Genomic DNA, 2952 nt, shown 5'->3' on the forward strand with positions numbered 1-2952 from the left:
AACCATACCGAGAAATAACTGTCAATCCATCCATATCTAGGGTTTGATATAGTAAAATTACCTATATATAGTTTTTTTAGTTTTCATCTCACTTGGACGCCATTTCATGAAAAGTCACGAGTACATTGTGATTTGCGGTTTTAACCGCAGTAAAGTCGGCCGATATATTGCCATTGTTGCCTCAGTTATATCGTTCGTTCTGATTTTACTAGCACTCACACTAATCGAATGGCTGAAAAACTTTCACATTAACAGCCACATACCTGCCTCAGTTTTTTCACTTATTAGCGCCGGTGGGATCTACATGGGGTTGTATACATGGTTTGATAAAAATCTCTGGCATAACACCTACCTCGGGAAATTTTTATGTGTGCCAAATCTTGCAGGCCGCTGGAATGTTGAAGGCCATACCCGATCTGAGGGTGGTAAACCCTGGGAAGGTGAGCTGAGAATTGTCCAGTCATGGGACAAAGTCAGAATTCATCTGAAAACTCAATCATCGCATTCGGATAGTGTGACAGCCTCCATCATTCATGACGAGGGAATTGGTTACCAGCTGCTTTATAACTACCGCAACCAACCCAAGACAGGTGAAGAACACCTGACTTCACATGTTGGATTCGCAGAGTTCAGGTTCGACGACGGACTCAAATCTGCTGAAGGCCATTATTTTAACGGTCAAGGCCGGGCTACTTACGGAACAATGACAATCACTAGGATCGACAATGTCTAATTCATTTAGTGCGCGAATTGAACGCATGAAGTCTCGTCGTAAAGGGACATTCGATCAATTAAACGTAGCCAGAGAGTCAATCAGTAACCAGAGGATTGATGGACTGGAAAACTATGCTTTGCTAGAAGGTTTCCTGGATTTAAATGAAAGTTGGGAAACCAGGGGAAAACAAGATTCTGCAACCCGCTATGTTATAGGTGCCATGCAACCGGTTGATAACCGCTATACCGAAATTTCTTTTGAAACTGCCAAGCGTATTGAGAACCAACTGGTAAAGAAATTAGATCTTAATCTGGAGTTTCGTGTCCAAGGCTCTGTACCACTGGATATTCATATTAAAAGTTTCAGTGATGTGGATCTGCTGATTATAGACACTCAGATGCTTATTTATGATAGCGACGGTATTGGCCGCTACACCCCTACGAACAAAAATGATGGGGATATCATCCTTGAACTCAGGGATGCCACTAGGGATGCCCTGAAAGCAACTTTCCCTGCGGCAGATGTTGATGACAACAACGCCAAATCTTTGAGAATAACGGGAGGGTCTTTGCAGAGAGAAGTGGATGTGGTGCCAAGCATCTGGTGGGATACCAAAGAGTACCAACATACTAAAGATGTAGATCAACGTGGGGTCACTATTATAGATAAAAACACACGTCAACGTATCTACAACCTACCTTTCCTCCACATCAAACGAATTAAAGACAAATGCGATCAATGTAATGGAGGATTGCGTAAGTCTATTCGTTTTCTTAAGACACTAAAAGCGGATAGTGAAGCTGAGGGTACTAAAATTGAACTCAGTAGTTATGATATTGCCTCGCTGATGTACCACGCAGATGGTAACAATCTCCGACATAGCCAATACTACGAGCTGGCTGTCCTTGTAGAGACTCACAGATGGCTAAATTATCTTGCACAGAACCCTAATGCTGCAATGCTGCTCTACGTTCCAAATGGCACCAGAAAGATAATTGACAAGAATGAAACTTTTGCCGAATTGCTTAAACTGACGGGAATGGTCAATAGTATTGTCACTGAGGTGCTGCGTGAAATAACCGGCCAGCCTACTGAATATTACACACCCGCCAAAGGAATTTTACTTATAAAACAAGCGGTTTACTAACAGGATGCTATCAAGATCCACTTAATAAGTGGATCTTGAATCATCCGCGACTATTTGCCGGACAGCGCTAGTCATTCCGGCCTAAGCGCTATTATGAGATTTATTTCCAGTTTAGTATGAGTCTCCGTACTAATCGTTGATTGAAGAGACATACATGCTGGATAACTCTTAATGGGGTCAGTTTGGATATCGAAAATTATTGTACTATAAGGGCTTCCCCGGCGTGTCAACGCCGGTGTTTATGGTTTCTGTCTGCTCTTCAGTAAAAATAAAGGGGAGAGACTGCGGTACTATAAACGGCCATGATGAATCGTCATCGATTCGGACCCTGATGAAAGACGCGCGTGAGGTTCTTGTTCGTTAAGCGGATACGTATATCCTGTACAATAGCCAGATAGGCCTCACGGGGTCTAACCCTTTATCATCAACGAATTGCAGGTCAGATGGTTATTTTGTTTCGTGCTTTAGCTGGCTGAGTACAGCCTGAAATCATCACCGTAATGCAATGATGCCCAGCACAGCCTTGCGTTTTTGGCGGCGATGGCTACAACGGCACGCCAGTATCCTCTGCGATCGACCAGTGAACAGACCCAACGACTGAATAAATCAGTCCTTTTCTCGGCACCAATCAGAACCGAACGAGCCCCCTGAACCAGTAGCGTTCGCAGATACGAATCGCCAGCTTTAGTTATCCTGCCAAGCTTTGATTTCCCACCACTGCTGTACTGCGATGGCGTTAGTCCCAGCCAGGCTGCCAGTTGTCGCCCATTTTTAAAATCGTGTGCATTACCGATACTGGCGACCAGCGCACAGGCCGTTGTGGGACCAATCCCTTTCAGTTCCATCAATCGCTGGCTGCGGTGATCTGTTTTTGCCATGCGGGACAAAATCCGGTCATATTCAGTAATATTATCTTCAATACGATCAATGTGTTCCAGCAGGTCATTAACACATTGTTGAACCTGAAGCGGCAAAGAACTCTTCTGCTCAGAAACCATGTGACGCAGGGCATCTGTACTTTGTGGGGCGATGACACCGAATTCCGATATCAAACCTCTCAATCGGTTATATGTTGCTGTTTTCTCTTCGA

At 44.2% G+C, this 2952-nt stretch carries 3 protein-coding genes; 2 read left to right on the top strand and 1 reads right to left on the bottom strand.

Going from position 1 to position 2952, the window contains the following annotated elements; translation table 11 throughout:
* The first annotated feature begins 106 nt into the window (after positions 1 to 106).
* A complete protein-coding gene (locus ACVCAM_RS26105; protein WP_016154438.1) occupies positions 107 to 733 on the top strand; it encodes a Cap15 family cyclic dinucleotide receptor domain-containing protein in 627 nt (208 codons plus the stop codon).
* On the top strand, positions 726 to 1862 hold the full coding sequence (locus tag ACVCAM_RS26110; protein WP_032950075.1) for a hypothetical protein: 1137 nt from the start codon (positions 726 to 728) through the stop codon (positions 1860 to 1862). The genes ACVCAM_RS26105 and ACVCAM_RS26110 overlap by 8 nt, the downstream gene beginning before the upstream one ends.
* 464 nt (positions 1863 to 2326) lie before the next feature.
* On the opposite strand, the gene ACVCAM_RS26115 is transcribed toward ACVCAM_RS26110, so the two are convergent.
* Positions 2327 to 2952 (bottom strand): IS110 family transposase (locus tag ACVCAM_RS26115; protein ID WP_447093744.1); only part of this gene is annotated, 626 nt, incomplete at its 5' end.

The sequence above is a fragment of the Enterobacter sp. CFEC122 genome (genome assembly GCF_052983755.1).